The organism is Streptomyces mesophilus, assembly GCF_040300965.1.
In the GTDB taxonomy this organism is placed as follows: Bacteria; Actinomycetota; Actinomycetes; order Streptomycetales; family Streptomycetaceae; genus Streptomyces; species Streptomyces mesophilus_A.
Window position 1 is genome coordinate 36,573 of sequence record NZ_JBEPEW010000031.1, and the last position, 15,858, is coordinate 52,430.

The window sequence follows — 15,858 nt, forward strand, 5'->3', positions numbered from 1 at the left end:
ACCGAAGATGACCTCACCGCGCACCGCCGCCGCGGCCCTGCTCGCCGCCGTCTGCCTGCTGTCCGGCTGCGGCACGCAACGTCCCGCGCCTTTGAGCCCCGACGACACCGTACGAGCCGCTCAACTCGTCCTCACCGACCGGTGTCTGCTGCGCCGGGGCCTGACGCCGCCGAGACCCGACAGCGGTCCGCCGCCCGCGGCCGAGCGGCGGCGCGTGGTCCGTGCGCTGTTCGGAGCGGGCCCCACCGAACTGCGGGTGCGGCTGCCGAACGGCTATGTCGTGCGCCGGCACACCGACGGCTGCCTGGCCGCGGCACAGCAGCGGCTTTACGGCGACCAGCCGCGCTGGTTCAGGGTCTCGACCACCGTCGACAACCTCAAGTCCAAGGCCCCGCACGGCGATCGCGTCGCCTACGAGGCGCTGCGCTCCCTGGCCGTACGGAACGCCAGGGCCGTCCTCGACTCCGCCTTCGCGAAGGGAACAAGCTCATGAAGCACCCCGTCACTCTGCTCGCCGCTGTACTGCTCGCGGCCGGCAGCGCGCTCGCCACCTCCTCGGCCGCCTCGGCCGCGGACTGCCCCAGTGGCGATTTCTGCGCCTGGACGGCCGCCGAGTTCGGCGGTCAGCGCGCCAACTGGTCCGGCGACGACAACTGGTGGGAGGGGAACATCGCGGACCAGGACTCGTCCTGGGCCAACCACGGCCTCTCGGGCCCGGGCGTCAAGGACCACGTCCAGGTGTACGAGGACGCCAACACCCCGCTCGAGGACCCCGACGCCATGACCATCTGTCTGCGCCCGGGCGACGAGGTCGGCTACAACGCCACGGCCAACGACCGGGGCGACTCCCACACCTGGGCGATGGGCTGCTGACCTCCACCAAGACCGCTGATTCCGGCCCCGCCCCCCGCCCCTGAGGGCCGGGATCAGCTCCCCGCCTCGTACGAGGGTCGGTGCCCCGCCACGTACGAGGGTCGTCTCCCAGCCACGTACGAAGGCCGGCTCCCAGCCACGTACGAAGGTCGGCTTCCCGCACGCTCGGCAAGGGGTGGGACCCGTCGGCCCGGGTAACCGGAGAGGCGTCGGCCTCCGACCGCCCGCGGGACAGACCGATGAAGGGACGGGGACATGGGGAACCTTGGCTCGGTCGAGCTGCTCATCATCGCGATCATGCTGCTCGTGCCGGTGGCGGTCGTCGCGCTCGCCCTGCGCCCGCGGCGGCGAGGCAAGCGCGACTGACCGGCGGACTCACCTGGGCCCGGCGCCCAAGCGGGCGCGGTCGGTTCACAGGTCCCGGCCCCGCCCCCGCCCCGTACAGCCGGTCCTCAACTCTTCGACCAGGCCCGCCCGTCCACCGTCGCATGCGAGTCGATCTTGCGGTCCAGGGAGGCGAAGACCTGGGCCGCGACGTCCTCGTGCCGTAGCGCGCGGTCCGGCTCACCGGCCGCGATCGAGGGTCCGCAGCATGCGATCCATGCCGTCGTCTCCCGCTCCGAGCGCCCACCGTGCCCGCCCTCGGGCCGGTGGCCGTGATCGGTGACGACGATGACCGTCCACTCCTCCTGTGTGTACGAGGAGCGGGCGCGCAAAGCGGCGAGCAGCCGGCCGAGCCGTTTGTCGGCGCGCACGATCGCCTCCTCGTACGCGTCGCCGCAGCCCAGGATGTGCCCGGTCTCGTCGACCGCGCCGAGGTAGACGAAGGAGGCCTCCGGGTCGTCCTCCGTCAGGACCCGTACGGCTTCGCGAGTGATCGCCTCGTCGGTGGCGTCCCAGGCCTCGACCGTGTCGGCGGCCGCGGCGATGAACGTCGTACGGCCCGGGGTGCGGAACAGCGGTCCGCCGTGCGCGACCGTGAGCAGCGGCTGCCAGCCGGCGGCGACATAGGTGTACGCGCCGTGCTCGGCGGTCAGCCGGCTCGCGAAGTCGGGGAAGAGCTGCAGCCGGTTGCCGGAGAAGTCGTTGCTCCACACGGCGTGCTTGTCGATCCGCACGCCGGTGACGACGGTCGCCCAGCACGGTCCCGACATGCTGGGCGTGCCCGGGTCGATGGCGACCGGGGCGAGGAATCCCGCCTCGGTCACCGAGTCCAGGTGCGGGGTCGGCACGGCGGCCAGGGTCTCGAGCGTGACGCCGTCGATGCCGACGACCAGGACGCGGCGGCGGGGTGCGGGTGCGGACATGCGGGGTCCCTTCCGGTACGGCACAAAGAGTGGATCCGCTCAGGCCGAGTGGGCGAGCGTGGCCGGGTCGACGCGGTGCCGGAACGGCAGCCCTGCGGCGTAGAGCTGGATCTCGTCGATCGCGGCATCCGCGAGACGGTGCAGTTCGCCGCCGATGGAGCCGGCGAGATGCGGCGTGAGCAGCACGTTCGGCAGCTCGTAGAGCGGTGAGTCGGCGGGCAGCACCTCGGGCTCGGTGTGGTCGAGCACGGCATGCAGCCGGCCGGTCCTGAGTTCCTTGGTGAGGGCTTCGGTGTCCACGAGGGAGCCGCGCGCGGTGTTGATCAGGGTCGCGCCGTCCGGCATCAAGGAGAGCCGGGCCGCGTCGAACAGGCCCCGTGTGGCCGGGATCTCGGGCGCGTGCAGGGACACGATGTCGCTGCGGATCGCGAGCGGGTCGAGCTCGCTGAGCTCCACGCCGAGCGCGCGGGCCTCGTCCTCGCCGAGATACGGGTCGTACATCAGGACCCGCAGATCGAACGGCTTGAGCAGCTCCGCGACCCTGCGGCCGATCCGCGAGGCGCCCACCAGACCGACCGTACGCCGGTAGTTGCCGACGTCGGGGAAGAGCGAGAGCAGCGAGACCTGGCGGCGGGTGGAGCGGTAGGCCTGGGCGCCGTCCAGGACGCGCTTGTTGGCGAAGAGGATGGCCGCGAGGGTGTACTCGGCGACCGGCAGCGCATTGGCGGCGGCCGCCGTGGTGACCTCGATCCCGCGCTGCCAGCAGGCCTCGGTGATGTGGTGCTTGACGGTGCCGGCCGCGTGCACGACCGCCTTCAGACGGGGCATACGGCGCAGTGCGGCGGCGTCGACCGGGGGGCAGCCCCAGCCGGTGAGCAGCACTTCCGCGTCGGACAGGCGCTGCTGCGTCTGCCGGCCGGCGGCCGCGAAGTCCGTGACGACCAGGGCCGGGTCGACCTCGGCGATGCCTTCGAGGCGGCTGAGCGCGTCCCGTCCGAACACCGCCTGCTTGGTCTCCTCGCTCATCGCGAGGACCGTGCGCGGCCGTGTCGTGGTGAGGGCTGTGGTCACTTGACGGCTCCCGCGGTCAGGCCGGAGCGCCAGAAGCGCTGGAGGCCGAGGAAGGCGAGGATCAGCGGGACGACGGCCACGAGCGAGCCGACGATCATCAGCTGGTAGAGCTCGGGCTGCTGCATGACGCTGCTCTGCCAGGCGAAGATGCCGAGGTTGACCGGGTACAGCTCCTCGTCGTTCAGCATCATCAGGGCGCTGTAGAAGTTGTTCCAGGACGAGGTGAAGGTGAACAGGAAGATCGTCATGAAGCCGGGCGCGAGCATCGGCAGCGCGACCTTGGTGAAGATCTTCAGTTCGCCGGCGCCGTCCATGCGGGCGGCTTCCAGGACCTCGTTGGGTACGTAGCCCTCGGAGAAGACCCGGGCGAGATAGACGCCGAACGGGCTGGCGAGGGACGGGATGAGCACCGCCCAGTAGGTGTTGACGACGCCGACCTCGGAGGCGAGCAGATAGAGCGGCATCGCGGTCACGGTCGACGGCACGAGCACCCCGACGAGGACGAAGCCGAACAGCTTCTCCTTGCCCGGGAACTGGTACTTGTCCAGGGCGTATCCGCAGGCCACGGATATCAGGGTGCACAGGAGCGACCCGATCACCGAGTAGAGGACGCTGTTGCCGAGCCAGCGGGTGTAGATGCCGTCGTCGTGCGTGAACAGCTGCTGCAGGTTGCTGAAGAGGTTGAACTCGCCGAGCTCGAACGGGTTGGTGCGGAACAGGTCCCGGTGGTTCTTGGTCGACGCGATGATGAGCCAGGTCAGCGGCATCAGGGTGTACGCGGCGAAGACGACGAGCAGTCCGTTGACGACGGTCTTGGAGGTCCATTGCCGCGGGGCGCGGGCGGACCGGGGGGTGCCGGCCGGCTTGTTGGACACGGGCGGTGCGGCGGACTCGGCCGGGGCGGGTGCGGTCTGGGTGCTCATGATTCCTTCCACCTGTTGCCGAGCTTGGTGACGCCGAAGGAGAGCAGGCCCGCGACGAGGGCGAGCAGCAAGGAGGACGCCGCGGCCATTCCGTAGTCGTGCCGCTGGAAGGCGGTCGCGTAGATGAACATCGTCGGAGACCACTCCGCGCCGAGGGAGTTGGCGTACTTCATCAGCAGCTGCGGGGCGTCGAAGAGCTGGATGGCGCCGACGATCGTGAACAGCAGGGTCAGCATGACCGTGGGGCGGATCATCGGGATCTTGATCTGGAGCGCGGTGCGCAGGGCGCCGGCGCCGTCGACCCGGGCCGCCTCGATGGTCTCGCCGGGGATGGCCTGCAGTCCCGCGTAGAAAATGATCATGTTGTAGCCGATCCACTGCCAGGCCGAGATGTTGATGATCGACCAGATCGCCTCGTCCTCGCCGAAGAAGTTCCAGCTCGCGCCGAGGCCTTCGATCAGGGAGTGGACCGGGCTGAGCCCGGGGGTGTAGAGGAAGATCCAGACGACCGAGGCGACCAGGCCCGGCACGGCGTGCGGCATGTAGAAAGCGATCTGGAAGAAGCGCTTGGCCCGGGCGAGCGCGGAGTCCACGAGCAGGGCCAGCCCCAGGGACACACCGATCATGATCGGGATGTAGAGGGCGCAGTAGAGCGCGATATGGCCGAAGGAGGCCTGGAACTGGTCGTCCGTGAGGGCCCTGGTGAAGTTCTCGATTCCGGTGAACACCCGCTCGGTGCCGCCGAATCCGAGGCCGGAGGTCTCCTCGCGGAAGAGGCTCATCCAGCCCGCGTAGACGATCGGGGCGATCGTCACCGCGAGGAACAGGACGAAGAACGGGAGCATGAACAGGGCCGCGGCGCCGTGCTGACGGCGGCGGGCGGTCCTCGGCGCCGCCTTGGGCGGGGGCGAGGCGGGTGACTTGGTGATGACGGCCACCGGTGACTCCTTGGGCTGGAGCGGCTGACTCCTACGGCTTCGGATGTGCGGGGCCCGGCTCCTGGGAGCCGGGCCCCGCACAGGTCCCCGCCACATCGGCGTCGCGTCGGGGACGGCTGCGGTCGCCTGTACGGCGAGCTTCAGACCCCTACTTGGCGAGCTTCAGGCCGCGGTCGGTGATGGCCTTCTCGCCGGCCTTCTGGCCTTCGGTGAGCATCTTCTGGTGGTCGGCGCCGGCCGCGGTCTGGGCCTGGTTGATCGCGGCGTGCGCCGGGCTCCAGTTCCAGCCCGGGACGATGGTCGCGGCGGCGTCGGAGGCGATGCCGTACACGTCCTGGCCCTCGAAGTACGAGCCGTCGAAGTTGTCGGCGGCGACCTTGCGCATGGCGTCGTTGGCGGGCAAAGCGCTGCTCGGGGTCTTCGCGGCGTCGAGGCGGGCCTTCATCGCGGCCGGGTCGGTGGTGACCCACTCGATGAACTCGGCGGCGGCGTCCACCTTCTCACTGCCCTTGGGGACGATGAAGGAGGTGCCGCCGTACATGCCGGTGGCCGCCTTGCCGTCCCAGGTCGGCAGCGGGGCGATGCCCCACTTGCCCTTGGTGTCGGGGTAGTTGGTCTTGAAGCCGCCCGCGCTCCAGGAGGCGCCGAGGAAGCTGGCGACCTTGCCGGTGGCGCGCTCCTTGGTCTCGCCCTCGCTCCACAGCGGGGTCTTGGACACCAGGCCGTCCTTCAGGAGGTCGTCCCAGTACGTGGCGACCTTCTTGGACGCGGCGTCCTCCAGGTCGACCTTCCAGGCGTCGCCCTCGATGCCGTACCACTTGGCGCCGGCCTGCCAGGCCAGGCCCGCGAGCAGGGCCGGGTCGTTGCCGCCGAAGTTGGTCATCTTCACCTTCGGGTCGGCCTTGTTGATCTTCTCGGCCGCCGTGCGGTACTCGTCCCAGGTCTTGGGGACCTCGACGCCGTACTTCTTGAAGAGGTCCTTGCGGTAGTAGAGCTCGATGGGCGTCACGTCGAAGGGGACGGCCCAGGTCTTCCCGCCGAGGTTCACCAGGGAGTTGATGTTCTCCGGGAACTTCTCCTTGACGAAGTCGCCGGACGCGGAGCTCAGGTCCTCCAGGTTGCCGCCGATGGCGAACTCCGGCAGGACCGAGTAGTCCATGGTCGCCACGTCCGGGGCGTTGCCGGCCTTGACGGCGTTGGTGAGCTTCTTGACGCCGTCGGGTCCTGCGGGCACCAGCGAGAAGTCGACCTTGATGTTCTTGTGCGTCTTGTTGAACGCGGCGGCGGCCTCTTCGGCGCCGGACGTGGCCGACCAGTACGTGATCGTGACCGGCTTGCCGTCGGCGCCGGCCTTCCCGGAGCCCTTGTCGTCGTCGCCACCACCGCAGGCGGTGGCGAAGAGAGCCAGAGAAGCGATCGAAGCGGTGAGGGCGATGCGGGACGTACGGGAAGTGCGCGACATAGCACGGCTCCTACGAGACCTCGAACTGCAGCAGTCGACTGCGCTGTTGCAGCTGCGGAAAGAACTACTGAGGAAGGGCTGAACGAGAGCCATCATTTGGGCCGGACCGATCACCGTCAAGAGCGAACGACCAACTCAATCAAAACGATCGGCAAGTTGAGCGTCTGGAAGCCCGAGTTCGCCCCTTCAGTACCGCTACGTCCGATCGAGCTCCGAGCCGCATGAGGTCCGCACCCGCAACTCGGGGAGCAGATCGATGTGTTGGCGGGGGCTGGGCGCCGCCCCCGGGTCGGCCGTGAGCCGGGCCAGGAGCAACTCGGCCGCCTGTGCGCCCACCTCGCGCTTGGCCGGCGCGGCCGCGGTGAGCGGCTGGTCGGCGAGGCTCGCCACTTCGTCGTCGTACGCGACCACGGCCAGGTCCTCGGGGACGCGGATGCCGCGCGCCTGCAGCCGCGGGATCAGGGTCAGCGCGTCGGCGTCGCTGTGGATGAGCACGGCTGTCACCCCGTGGTCGTCGACAAGGTCGCAGAGGTAGCCGAAGGCGCGGTCGAAGTGCTCGCCGTGGCTGAGCTCGGAGTCCTCGTCGAACGGCAGCTCGGGGACGCGTTCCAGGCCGAGCGCGTCGACCGCGGCGGCGTGCCCGAACCTCAAGTGCCGTGCCGTGGGCGAGTTCTGGAGCACCAGACCGACCTTGCGGTGCCCGAGCGAGGCGAGATGGCGTACGGCTTCGGCGGCTCCGTGCCCGTGGTCGGAGCGGACCCGGTCGAGCGCGGCCGCCGGGTGGCCGTGCGGGGCCCAGCGCTCCATCAGGACGGTCGGCACCTCGAAGTCGGCCACCCAGGCGCCCTCGGCGCCGCGCGGTGCGCCCTCGTCCCAGTTCGGGGTGAGCAGCAGTCCGTCGGCGCCCGCACCGATCAGCCGCTTCGCCTGCTCGACGTCCTCGCCCGGCAGGTAGTTGGTGATCCCGATCGTGAGCCGGGCACCGTGCGCGTCGACCACCTCCCGCACGCCGCGGATCACTTCGGGGTAGTAGTAGTTGTTCGTCGGCACGACGAGGCCGATGACCAGGCCTTCCGCGTCGGGCCCCGAGGCCTGGCGCGGCACCTGCTCCGCGCCGCCCCCGGGCCACACCACGGCGCCGTGCATCCGCTGCAGCCGGCCCTGCGCGGCCAGCGCCTCCACGTCGCGGCGCAGCGTCACGGGCGAGACGCCCAGCGCCCGGGCGAGTTCGGCGACGCGGATGCTGCCGCGTTCGCGGACCAGCTCGAGGACGCGTTCATGGCGCTGATCTACGTGGAGTCGCATTGGTTCCCCCTGGGTTGCGGCCGGGCAGGACTCCGTAAGCGTATCGATCGATTGCGATCAAAACGATCCCCGGGACCATTGACGTCCGGAAACAGGCCTCCCTAGATTCACAGCATGGCGAACTCCGAGGCTCCCGAAACACCCGCAGAGCCCCATACCGGACAACCCGCTCCCTGGTGGCGCAGCGCCGCCATCTACCAGATCTATCCGCGCAGTTACGCCGACGGCAACGGCGACGGAATCGGTGACCTCAGCGGAATCCGCGCCCGCCTGACGCATCTGAGCGAGCTCGGCGTCGACGCGGTGTGGATCAGCCCCTGGTATCCGTCGCCCATGGCCGACGGCGGCTACGACGTGGCCGATTACCGCGGGATCGACCCGATGTTCGGCACGCTTCCCGAGGCCGAGGCACTGATCGGCGAAGCGCATGAACTCGGCATACGGGTCATCATCGACATCGTCCCCAATCACTGCTCGGACCAGCACGACTGGTTCCGTGCCGCCCTCGCGGCGGGCCCCGGCTCAGCCGAACGCGACCGCTTCTGGTTCCGCCCGGGCCGCGGCGCGAACGGTGAACTCCCGCCGAACAACTGGCAGTCCGCGTTCGGCGGACCGGCCTGGCGCCGCGTGACCGAGCCCGACGGGACACCCGGCGAGTGGTATCTGCACCGGTTCGCCCCGGAGCAGCCGGACTTCAACTGGGAGCACCCGGACGTACGCGCCGAGTTCGTCTCCGTCCTGCGCTTCTGGCTGGACCGAGGAGTGGACGGTTTCCGGATCGACGTCGCGGACAACCTCGTCAAGGAACCCTCGCTCCCCGACCACTTCCCCGAGCACCCCGACGGACCGAGTCCGTGGTCGGACCAGGACGGCGTGCACGAGGTCTACCGCGAGTGGCGACGGGTCCTGGACGCGTACGACCGTGAGGCGATCTTCGTCGGCGAGGTGTGGACCCCCGATCCGGTGCGTTTCGCCCGCTATCTGCGCCCCGACGAGCTGCACACCGCGTTCAACTTCCCCTTTCTGCAGAGCCCTTGGGACGCCCGGGCCCTGCGCAAGGTGATCGAGGCGACCCTCGCCGAGCACGCCCCGGTCGGTGCCACACCCACCTGGGTGCTCTCCAACCACGACACGACTCGGCACGTCACGCGCTACGGCCGCACCGACACCTCGTACGCCCTCGACGGCCGCCGGGTGCACGGCGCGCCGGTCGACCTGGAGCTCGGCACGCGCCGGGCGCGGGCGGCGGCCATGCTGACGATGGCGCTGCCCGGCTGCGTCTACGTCTACCAAGGTGATGAACTGGGCCTGTGGGAGGTCGAGGACATCCCGGACGAGCTGCGCCAGGACCCCACGTATCACCAGAGCGGTGGCGGGGATCTGGGCCGCGACGGCTGCCGGGTGCCGCTGCCGTGGGGCGACGAGGGCCCGGACCCGAAGGCATGGCTGCCGCAGCCGGCCGAGTGGGCGGACCTGAGCGTACGGAAGCAGTCCGGCGACCCGGACTCGATGCTCGCGTTCTACCGCGAGGCGCTGGCGCTGCGCAGGGGACAAGTCGCCCTGCGCGAGGGCGAGTTCACGTGGGTCGCCGCCACCCCGGGGGTGCTCGCCTTCACGCGGTCGGCCGCCGGGCAGGAGCTGACCTGTCTGGTCAACCTGTCGGACGGGCCGGTGCCGCTACCGGCCGCCGGTGAAGTCCTGCTTGCCAGCGGCCCGTTGGCGGACGGCGCCGTCCCGGTGGACACCGCGGTGTGGCTGCGGTGAGGTGACGCGGGAGCTCTGCGGGTACCTGCCCGGCGCGTTGACGCCTGCCTGGTGCGTGGGCGCCTGCCTGGTGCGTGGGCGCCTGCCCGGCGTGATGGACCGGCCTCGCGTGACGCGCCGCGACCGGCGCAATGGGGCAGGGCCCACGCACTCCGCGAACTCAGCCGAGCAGCTGCCGCACGCGGCGGCCGGCCGCCGCCACCGGCACAACGAGCGGCACAGCGCTGCGGCCGGCGAGCACCCTGCCGGACTCGGTCAACGGGCCTCCGCCGATGACCACTTTGCCGGCGCCGTCCCGGCCGGCGCTCAAGTCGACGGCCGCCGCGAGCCGTTCGCTCTGCAGGTCGGGCCGGCCCGCGAGATCCCGCGGATCACCCTCGGTGCAGCGGATGCCGACGCACCGGTCCGCAAGCCCCAGCGCGTCGATGCGGTCGGCGATCGCCTGCACAAGCCCCGGGGTCGTGGTCACCACGCCGAACCTGGTGTCCGCGGCCTCCAGGAGCGCGGCCTCCCCGATGCCCACGACCGGCACGGGGGCGGCGGCCCGCAGCTCTTCGATGCCCGGATCGCCGAATGCCCCGACGACGAACACCGCCGTGCCTTCGGTACCCGTGCGCAGAGCGGCGGCGAGCACCTCCGCCGCGGCGGCGCGCAGCGCATCGGCCGTCACGATCATCCCGGGTCCGTGGGCCGCGGTGACGGCCCGCACCTCGAGGTCGCGGCGGGCGGCGAGCTGCTCGCGCAGCATGGCGGCCATCATGTCCGTCGTGGTGGCCGACGTGTTGGGGTTGATCAGGACCACGGCGTTCGTACGGTGCACGCGTGGACGGTACCTCAGCAACCGTGGCGGGCCCGGCACTTGAGAAGTGCCGGGCCCGCCACGGTTGTCAAGAGCCAGACCCTCAGTGAGCCGAGGCCGGAGCCCGTGTCTCCGAGAGCGTCTCCCCCGGTTCCATCGCGTGAGCCACCTCGTCGGCGTCCGCCCGTTCCTTGCCCGTGTGGTTGAAGACGAGGTTGAGCAGCACGGCCGCGACACAGCCGGTGGAGATGCCCGAGTCCAGGATGATCATCGCGGTCTCGGGGAACGCGTGGTAGAACTCCGGCGCCGCGATCGGGATCAGGCCGATGGCGAGCGAGACGGCCACGATCAGGATGTTGTTGTCCTTCTCCAGACCGGCCTTGGCGAGCGTCTGCACACCCGAGGCCGCGACCGAACCGAAGAGGACCACGCCCGCGCCGCCGAGCACCGGCCGGGGCACGGTGGCGATCAGGGAGGCGGCGACCGGCATCAGGCCGATCAGGATCAGGAAGCCGCCGCCCACCGCGACCACGAACCGCGAGCGGATCTTCGTCATGGCGACCAGACCGACGTTCTGCGCGAAGGCGCTGGCCATGAAGCCGTTGAACAGCGGCGAGACGGCCGAGCCCAGACAGTCGGCGCGCAGGCCGGCGGCAATGGTCTTCTCGTCGGCCGGCTTCTCGACGATCTGGCCGAGCGCGAGCATGTCCGCGGTGGACTCGGTCATCGACACGATCATCACGACGATCATCGACACGATGGCCGCTGCGGCGAACTGCGGGGCGCCGAAGTGGAACGGTGTCGGGAAGCCGATGACGTCCGCCTCACCGATGGCGGAGAAGTCGGTGACGCCGAAGGGGATCGCCACGACGGTGCCGATCACCAGGCCGAGCAGGACGGCGATCTGCTTGACGAATCCGCTGGTGAAGCGACGTATCAGCAGGACGATGACGAGTGAAATACCCGCGAGCGCGAGGTACTTCATCGAGCCGTAGTCCTCGGCGGCAGGGTTGGGCCCCTGGGCCCAGCCGAAGGCGACGGGCATCAGCGAGACACCGATCAGGGTGATCACGGTGCCCGTGACGACGGGCGGGAAGAAGCGGACCAGCTTGGAGAAGAACGGGGCGGCTATGAAGCCGAGCAGGCCCGCGACGATGATCGCGCCGAAGATGATCGGCAGCGCGTCGTCCTTGTCCTTGGTCTGGTCGACGATCGCCAGCATGGGCGCGACACCGGCGAAGGTGACGCCGTTGACGAACGGCAGCCGGGCTCCGATCTTCCAGATGCCCAGCGTCTGAAGGAGCGTGGCGATCCCCGCGGTGAACAGGGATGCGCCGGTCAGGAACGTGAGTTCCTTCGCGGAGAGCCCGACGGCGGCTCCCACGATCAGCGGCGGGGCGACCACACCCGCGTACATGGCGGCCACATGCTGCAGACCGCTGGTCATCATTTTGAGAGGGGGGAGCTTCTCGTCGACCGGGTGCTTTTCGGTCATCTGGTCGCGGACGCTCTCGTCCTCTGGCACGGCGACTGCTTTGCGAACCTTGGGCGTTGCTGCCACGGCGGTTCCTCCGGTCGGTTAACGCGTCGCCAGCGACGCGGGTGTCTTGGAGGTCGTACAGATGGTGCAAACGTGCAATTGGTGCAAGTGGTGCGATTCGTGCGCGCTATGAAGTTGTCGGGCAGCGATGTGCGGTCGCCGTACTTCGAGAGGTACGGACGGTCACCGATCCGGTGGGCGCGTGCGCATGGGCGCCCGCGCCCACCGGTCTCGGCTGCCATGGACCCCGCTCGGGTCCACGGCGACCGGTCGAGGGCCGTCCCCCTCGACCGGACTCCTGGAAAGCCCTGAGGGCTTAGGACCCGGCGGCGATCCGCGCGAGACGCTGGGCCTCGGCGCGGGTGTCACGGGCGATGGCGTCCTCGTCGACGGTGAGCAGTCGGTTGTTCTCGACGATCTGCTTGCCGTTGACGAACGAGGCGGAGACAGGGGCGGCGGCACCGAAGATCAGGGCCGTGACCGGGTCGGCGATGGAGGAGTGGGCGAGGGTGTCCATCTTCCAGAGCACGAAGTCGGCGAGCTTGCCGGCTTCAAGGGAACCGATCTGCGAAGCGCGGCCGAGCACCTGCGCGCCGCCGTAGGTGCCGAGGCGCAGGGCCTGGCGGGCATTCAGAGCCGCTTCCCTGTGCTCGGTGTTGAGGCGGTTGATGAGCAGCGCGTTGCGCAGCTCGGTGTGCAGCTCACCGGACTCGTTGGAGGCGGTGCCGTCCACACCGAGACCGACCGGGACGCCGGCCTTCAGCATGTCCGGGACACGGGCGATACCGGCCGCGAGACGGGCGTTGGAGGACGGGCAGTGCGCGACACCGGTCTTCGTACGGGCGAAGGCGGCGATGTCGGAGTCGTTCATGTGGACGCAGTGCGCCATCCACACGTCCTCGCCGAGCCAGCCGGTGGACTCGAAGTAGTCGGTCGGGCCCATGCCGAAGAGCTCGTGGCAGAACTTCTCCTCCTCGACCGTCTCGCTGCCGTGGGTGTGCATGCGCACACCGAGCGAGCGCGCCAGCTCGGCGCCCTGCTTGAGCAGTTCGGTCGATACGGAGAACGGCGAGCACGGCGCGACGGCGACCTGGGTCATGGCGTCGAACGAGGCGTCGTGGTGCTTCTTGACGGTCTCGGCGGTCGCGGCGAGCGCACCGTCGAGGGTCTCGACGGCGAAGTCCGGCGGCAGACCGCCGTCCTTCTCGGAGCGGTCCATCGAGCCGCGCGCCAGGGTGAAGCGGACACCCATGTCGCTCGCGGCGCCGATGATCGCGCCGGACAGGTCGCCGGAGCCCTGCGGGAAGACGTAGTGGTGGTCCATCGCGGTGGTGACACCACCGCGGGCCATCATGGCGAGGGAGCCCTGCGCGGCGGCGCGGGCCATCGGCTCGTCGATGCGCGCCCACGTCGGGTAGAGGGCGACGAGCCAGTTGAAGAGGTTGTGATCGGTGGCCAGACCACGGGTGATCCACTGGTAGAAGTGGTGGTGCGTGTTGACCAGACCCGGGGTCACGAGGTGCCCGGTGGCGTCGATCCGCCGGACCACGTTCTCGAGGTTCCCGGGAGCCTTGCCGGCGCCCAGGGATTCGATCTTGTTGTCCGCGACGACGATGTAACCCGAGGCGTACTCGGTGTCGTTCGCGTCCACGGTCGCGATGGCACAGTTTTCGATAACGATGCGCGAAGCCGCCATGGCGGATCCTCGTTCTTCCTCTTCGGATGTACGGACCCGGGGGCCGAGCGGGGTGACGACCGAGTCCGCGGTGCACGTGCAAACGCCTCGTCGCGTCCGCCCGTTGCGGGTGTTGCGCAGATGCCCCCGCTCCCCTCCTGGCCCCCGGGACCGGATCCTTGTCGGAGGATCCGGCTCCCGGGGTAGACGCCGGCGCACTCGCGTCGGAGGTTGTCGAGGCTCCTGAAGTCCTTGCGGGGACTGCAGATCAAGGACTTCAGGTGGGAACTACAGGTTGGAGAGGTCCACCGGGATCTTCGGCTCCACACCGTCACGCAGGACGGTCGCCTCGATCAGGCCGTACGGGCGGTCGGCCGCGAAGTAGACCTCGTTGTCGTTCTTGAGGCCGAAGGGCTCCAGGTCGACAAGGAAGTGGTGCTTGTTCGGGAGCGAGAAGCGGATCTCGTCGATCTCCGAACGGTTGTTGATGATGCGCGAGCCCATCTGGTACAGCGTCTGCTGCAGCGAGAGCGAGTAGGTCTCGGCGAAGGCCTCGAGCATGTGCTTCTTGGTCTGCTCGTACGAACGCTCCCAGTTGGGCATCCGCTGCTCGTCGTCGGTCCAGTTGAACCGCCAGCGGCTGGATACCTGCGTGGCCAGGATGCGGTCGTACGCCTCCTGGAGCGTCGTGTACTTGTCCTTGACGTAGCCCCAGAACTCCGAGTTGGTGGAGTTCATGACCACGAGGTCCTTCAGACCCGAGATGACCTGCCACTCGGAGCCGTTGTAGGTGATCTCGCTGACGCGGGTCTCCTGGCCCTTGCGGACGAAGGAGTGCTTGACGTCCTCGGAGCCGATGAACTTCGAGTTGGCGTCCGAGGTCTCGATCCGCTCCCAGGAGTACTCCTCGATGCGGATACGCGCCTGGTGGATCGGCTCCTGGCTGTTCACGAAGTGCCGCGCCAGGTGGATGCCGAACTGCTCGGCCGACTCGATGCCGTACTCCTTGGCGAACGCGTACACCGTGTTCTTGGTGGTGTCGGTCGGCAGGACGTTGGCGTTGGAACCGGTCAGGTGGACGTCGTCCATCTCGCCCGAGAGGGCGACCGAGACGTTCAGGTCCTTGATGTGATGGGTGGCGCCATCCCGCGTGATCTTGACGACGCGGTTCTCGGCCTTGCCGTACTGGTTCTGTCCCAGAATCGTGGGCATGTCTGCTAGCTCCCTCGGTAAACGGAGTAGCCGAACGGGTTGAGCAGCAGCGGTACGTGATAGTGCTCGCCCGGCTTGACGGCGAACGTGATCGCCACCTCCGGGAAGAACGCACCGCTGTCCCGATTCGCGGGGGCGTCCTGCTGGGCTTCGGCTTGCTGGTTTGCGGACTTCTTGGAGAAGTACGCCTCGGTCTCGAAGTCGAGACGTACGTGGGTGGTGCCTTCCGGCAGGGCCGGCAGGTCCTTGCAACGCCCGTCCGCATCGGTGGCGGATCCGCCGAGAGCCACCCAGTCCGCGTCGGAACCGGCGCGGGCCGCGAGCGAGATGGCGACGCCTTCGGCGGGGCGTCCGATGCTGGTGTCCAGGATGTGCGTGGACACCGAGGCGGTCGTGTCAGTGCTCATTACTACGCTGCTTCCTCTACGAGCCGGGTCAGGCGGATGCGGTTGATCTTGGCCAGTTCGGTGCGGACGATCTCCCGCTCCTGCTCGGCCTCGTTCTCGATCCGTACCTTGATCTGGCCGAGCATGAACTCGGCCGTGGCGCCGGTCGCGCAGATCAGGAAGACGTGACCGAACTTCTCCTGGTAGGCCAGGTTCAGTTCGAGCAGTTCCGCCTTGAGCTCCTCGGAGGCGCCGGCCATACCGCGCTGTTCGCGCGCGGAGGTCGGGTCTCCCGGCTTCGGACGGCCGATCGGCGGGTGCCCCGCCATGGCCTCCTCCAGGTCCGCCGCGGTGAGCTCGGCCATGGCGGCGTCGCTCGCGGCGAAGAGGGAGTCGGCATCGGCGTAGGGGCGCTGGGCGAGAACCTTGCTGCCCCAGGCCGAAGAGCTGCACACCTCGTGGAGCTCCGCGGTGGCCGCGGTCTCGTCCGAGGTGTTGAACCGGGTGAGCCCCGGTGTCGTACGCGAAGTCACGGGAAAGCCTCCGTGGCTTGAGTGGCCGGTTTCGGCCGGGGGTGTGCTGGACGGGCTGGGGATTAGCTAA

15 protein-coding genes are annotated in these 15,858 nt (G+C 69.3%); 3 read left to right on the top strand and 12 right to left on the bottom strand.

Annotation, left to right across the window (positions count from 1 at the left end; all coding sequences use genetic code 11):
* The first annotated feature begins 7 nt into the window (after positions 1 to 7).
* Both ABT367_RS14220 and ABT367_RS14225 read left to right on the top strand, forming a co-directional pair.
* Positions 8 to 493: a hypothetical protein gene (locus ABT367_RS14220; protein WP_352253027.1), complete on the top strand. Its 486-nt coding sequence runs from the start codon at positions 8 to 10 to the stop codon at positions 491 to 493.
* Positions 490 to 873 (top strand): peptidase inhibitor family I36 protein, encoded by a 384-nt coding sequence (locus tag ABT367_RS14225; protein WP_199550087.1) that lies wholly within the window; start codon positions 490 to 492, stop codon positions 871 to 873. The genes ABT367_RS14220 and ABT367_RS14225 overlap by 4 nt, the downstream gene beginning before the upstream one ends.
* 452 nt (positions 874 to 1,325) lie before the next feature.
* Here the strand turns inward: ABT367_RS14225 and ABT367_RS14230 are convergent, their stop codons facing one another.
* The 6 genes from ABT367_RS14230 to ABT367_RS14255 all read right to left on the bottom strand — a co-directional run bounded on the left by ABT367_RS14230 (position 1,326) and on the right by ABT367_RS14255 (position 7,879).
* Positions 1,326 to 2,180, bottom strand: a complete 855-nt coding sequence (locus tag ABT367_RS14230) for an alkaline phosphatase family protein (protein ID WP_352253029.1) — start codon at positions 2,178 to 2,180, stop codon at positions 1,326 to 1,328.
* Positions 2,181 to 2,219: 39 nt separating this feature from the next.
* Positions 2,220 to 3,206 (bottom strand): hydroxyacid dehydrogenase, encoded by a 987-nt coding sequence (locus ABT367_RS14235; RefSeq protein ID WP_352253085.1) that lies wholly within the window; start codon positions 3,204 to 3,206, stop codon positions 2,220 to 2,222.
* 41 nt (positions 3,207 to 3,247) lie between these two features.
* Positions 3,248 to 4,174 (bottom strand): carbohydrate ABC transporter permease, encoded by a 927-nt coding sequence (locus ABT367_RS14240; protein WP_352253031.1) that lies wholly within the window; start codon positions 4,172 to 4,174, stop codon positions 3,248 to 3,250.
* Entirely contained in the window at positions 4,171 to 5,019 is an 849-nt protein-coding gene (locus tag ABT367_RS14245) for a carbohydrate ABC transporter permease (RefSeq protein WP_352253086.1), read from the bottom strand. The genes ABT367_RS14240 and ABT367_RS14245 overlap by 4 nt, the downstream gene beginning before the upstream one ends.
* Positions 5,020 to 5,260: 241 nt before the next feature.
* A complete protein-coding gene (locus tag ABT367_RS14250) occupies positions 5,261 to 6,574 on the bottom strand; it encodes an ABC transporter substrate-binding protein (RefSeq protein ID WP_352253033.1) in 1,314 nt (437 codons plus the stop codon).
* Positions 6,575 to 6,769: 195 nt separating this feature from the next.
* A complete protein-coding gene (locus ABT367_RS14255) occupies positions 6,770 to 7,879 on the bottom strand; it encodes a substrate-binding domain-containing protein (RefSeq protein WP_352253035.1) in 1,110 nt (369 codons plus the stop codon).
* A 114-nt stretch (positions 7,880 to 7,993) separates the two neighbouring features.
* On the opposite strand from ABT367_RS14255, the gene ABT367_RS14260 reads away from it, so the two are divergent.
* Complete coding sequence (locus ABT367_RS14260) at positions 7,994 to 9,643, top strand: glycoside hydrolase family 13 protein (protein ID WP_352253037.1); 1,650 nt, start codon at positions 7,994 to 7,996, stop codon at positions 9,641 to 9,643.
* 160 nt (positions 9,644 to 9,803) lie between these two features.
* Here ABT367_RS14260 and ABT367_RS14265 read toward each other — a convergent pair whose 3' ends face one another.
* From ABT367_RS14265 to uraD, 6 genes are all read right to left on the bottom strand, one after another.
* The gene (locus ABT367_RS14265; RefSeq protein ID WP_352253039.1) at positions 9,804 to 10,463 is read right to left on the bottom strand and encodes an aspartate/glutamate racemase family protein; all 660 of its coding nucleotides are present in this window, start codon (positions 10,461 to 10,463) and stop codon (positions 9,804 to 9,806) included.
* 82 nt (positions 10,464 to 10,545) lie between these two features.
* Positions 10,546 to 11,937: a nucleobase:cation symporter-2 family protein gene (locus tag ABT367_RS14270; protein WP_352253088.1), complete on the bottom strand. Its 1,392-nt coding sequence runs from the start codon at positions 11,935 to 11,937 to the stop codon at positions 10,546 to 10,548.
* 361 nt (positions 11,938 to 12,298) lie between these two features.
* Positions 12,299 to 13,678, bottom strand: coding sequence for an 8-oxoguanine deaminase (locus tag ABT367_RS14275; protein WP_352253041.1), 1,380 nt, complete (start codon positions 13,676 to 13,678; stop codon positions 12,299 to 12,301).
* Between the two features lie 267 nt (positions 13,679 to 13,945).
* Positions 13,946 to 14,869, bottom strand: coding sequence for a factor-independent urate hydroxylase (gene pucL, locus ABT367_RS14280; RefSeq protein WP_352253043.1), 924 nt, complete (start codon positions 14,867 to 14,869; stop codon positions 13,946 to 13,948).
* A gap of 5 nt (positions 14,870 to 14,874) precedes the next feature.
* Positions 14,875 to 15,276, bottom strand: a complete 402-nt coding sequence (gene uraH / locus ABT367_RS14285; RefSeq protein WP_165333997.1) for a hydroxyisourate hydrolase — start codon at positions 15,274 to 15,276, stop codon at positions 14,875 to 14,877.
* 2 nt (positions 15,277 to 15,278) lie between these two features.
* Complete coding sequence (uraD, locus tag ABT367_RS14290; RefSeq protein ID WP_352253045.1) at positions 15,279 to 15,788, bottom strand: 2-oxo-4-hydroxy-4-carboxy-5-ureidoimidazoline decarboxylase; 510 nt, start codon at positions 15,786 to 15,788, stop codon at positions 15,279 to 15,281.
* Positions 15,789 to 15,858: the final 70 nt, after the last annotated feature.

Coding starts and splice junctions, on each gene's coding strand:
- ABT367_RS14255 (WP_352253035.1), bottom strand. CDS start 7,879: ATGCGACTCCACGTAGATCAGCGCCATGAACGCGTCCTCGAGCTGGTC.
- ABT367_RS14240 (WP_352253031.1), bottom strand. CDS start 4,174: ATGAGCACCCAGACCGCACCCGCCCCGGCCGAGTCCGCCGCACCGCCC.
- uraH (WP_165333997.1), bottom strand. CDS start 15,276: ATGAGCACTGACACGACCGCCTCGGTGTCCACGCACATCCTGGACACC.
- ABT367_RS14230 (WP_352253029.1), bottom strand. CDS start 2,180: ATGTCCGCACCCGCACCCCGCCGCCGCGTCCTGGTCGTCGGCATCGAC.
- ABT367_RS14245 (WP_352253086.1), bottom strand. CDS start 5,019: ATGCTCCCGTTCTTCGTCCTGTTCCTCGCGGTGACGATCGCCCCGATC.
- ABT367_RS14260 (WP_352253037.1), top strand. CDS start 7,994: ATGGCGAACTCCGAGGCTCCCGAAACACCCGCAGAGCCCCATACCGGA.
- ABT367_RS14220 (WP_352253027.1), top strand. CDS start 8: ATGACCTCACCGCGCACCGCCGCCGCGGCCCTGCTCGCCGCCGTCTGC.
- ABT367_RS14235 (WP_352253085.1), bottom strand. CDS start 3,206: ATGAGCGAGGAGACCAAGCAGGCGGTGTTCGGACGGGACGCGCTCAGC.
- ABT367_RS14275 (WP_352253041.1), bottom strand. CDS start 13,678: ATGGCGGCTTCGCGCATCGTTATCGAAAACTGTGCCATCGCGACCGTG.
- ABT367_RS14250 (WP_352253033.1), bottom strand. CDS start 6,574: ATGTCGCGCACTTCCCGTACGTCCCGCATCGCCCTCACCGCTTCGATC.
- ABT367_RS14270 (WP_352253088.1), bottom strand. CDS start 11,937: ATGACCGAAAAGCACCCGGTCGACGAGAAGCTCCCCCCTCTCAAAATG.
- ABT367_RS14225 (WP_199550087.1), top strand. CDS start 490: ATGAAGCACCCCGTCACTCTGCTCGCCGCTGTACTGCTCGCGGCCGGC.
- pucL (WP_352253043.1), bottom strand. CDS start 14,869: ATGCCCACGATTCTGGGACAGAACCAGTACGGCAAGGCCGAGAACCGC.